1 rRNA gene (only partly in view) is annotated in these 1840 nt (G+C 52.0%); it reads right to left on the bottom strand.

Features of this window, described 5'->3' with window-relative positions:
- Positions 1-111 precede the first annotated feature (111 nt).
- Positions 112-1840, bottom strand: a 23S ribosomal RNA gene (locus ICA16_RS28085); it runs 1257 nt beyond the window's last position.

Genomic DNA, 1840 nt, shown 5'->3' with positions numbered 1-1840 from the left:
TGGGTATGTGATAGCTTTCGGTGTTTTGTGAACATCGAACTTTCGGTTCGTTTCGTCTTCACACACCGCAATCTGATGCTCTTTCGAGTAGTCAAATTGCTTGGGTGTTATATGGTCAAGCCTCACGGGCAATTAGTATTGGTTAGCTCAACGCCTCACAGCGCTTACACACCCAACCTATCAACGTCGTAGTCTTCGACGGCCCTTCAGGGAACTCAAGGTTCCAGTGAGATCTCATCTTGAGGCAAGTTTCCCGCTTAGATGCTTTCAGCGGTTATCTTTCCCGAACATAGCTACCCGGCAATGCCACTGGCGTGACAACCGGAACACCAGAGGTTCGTCCACTCCGGTCCTCTCGTACTAGGAGCAGCCCCTCTCAAATCTCAAACGTCCACGGCAGATAGGGACCGAACTGTCTCACGACGTTCTAAACCCAGCTCGCGTACCACTTTAAATGGCGAACAGCCATACCCTTGGGACCGGCTTCAGCCCCAGGATGTGATGAGCCGACATCGAGGTGCCAAACACCGCCGTCGATATGAACTCTTGGGCGGTATCAGCCTGTTATCCCCGGAGTACCTTTTATCCGTTGAGCGATGGCCCTTCCATACAGAACCACCGGATCACTAAGACCTACTTTCGTACCTGCTCGACGTGTCTGTCTCGCAGTCAAGCGCGCTTTTGCCTTTATACTCTACGACCGATTTCCGACCGGTCTGAGCGCACCTTCGTACTCCTCCGTTACTCTTTAGGAGGAGACCGCCCCAGTCAAACTACCCACCATACACTGTCCTCGATCCGGATAACGGACCTGAGTTAGAACCTCAAAGTTGCCAGGGTGGTATTTCAAGGTTGGCTCCACGCGAACTGGCGTCCACGCTTCAAAGCCTCCCACCTATCCTACACAAGCAAATTCAAAGTCCAGTGCAAAGCTATAGTAAAGGTTCACGGGGTCTTTCCGTCTAGCCGCGGATACACTGCATCTTCACAGCGATTTCAATTTCACTGAGTCTCGGGTGGAGACAGCGCCGCCATCGTTACGCCATTCGTGCAGGTCGGAACTTACCCGACAAGGAATTTCGCTACCTTAGGACCGTTATAGTTACGGCCGCCGTTTACCGGGGCTTCGATCAAGAGCTTCGCGTTAGCTAACCCCATCAATTAACCTTCCGGCACCGGGCAGGCGTCACACCCTATACGTCCACTTTCGTGTTTGCAGAGTGCTGTGTTTTTAATAAACAGTCGCAGCGGCCTGGTATCTTCGACCGGCATGAGCTTACGGAGCAAGTCCTTCACCCTCACCGGCGCACCTTCTCCCGAAGTTACGGTGCCATTTTGCCTAGTTCCTTCACCCGAGTTCTCTCAAGCGCCTTGGTATTCTCTACCCAACCACCTGTGTCGGTTTGGGGTACGGTTCCTGGTTACCTGAAGCTTAGAAGCTTTTCTTGGAAGCATGGCATCAACCACTTCGTCATCTAAAAGATGACTCGTCATCAGCTCTCGGCCTTAGAATCCCGGATTTACCTAAGATTCCAGCCTACCACCTTAAACTTGGACAACCAACGCCAAGCTGGCCTAGCCTTCTCCGTCCCTCCATCGCAATAACCAGAAGTACAGGAATATTAACCTGTTTTCCATCGACTACGCTTTTCAGCCTCGCCTTAGGGACCGACTAACCCTGCGTCGATTAACGTTGCGCAGGAAACCTTGGTCTTTCGGCGTGGGTGTTTTTCACACCCATTGTCGTTACTCATGTCAGCATTCGCACTTCTGATACCTCCAGCAAGCTTCTCAACTCACCTTCACAGGCTTACAGAACGCTCCTCTACCGCATCATCCT

This window comes from Pseudomonas anatoliensis (assembly GCF_017976235.1).
Taxonomy (GTDB): Bacteria; Pseudomonadota; Gammaproteobacteria; order Pseudomonadales; family Pseudomonadaceae; genus Aquipseudomonas; species Aquipseudomonas anatoliensis.
This window is presented reverse-complemented; position numbering and strand designations above follow the sequence as displayed.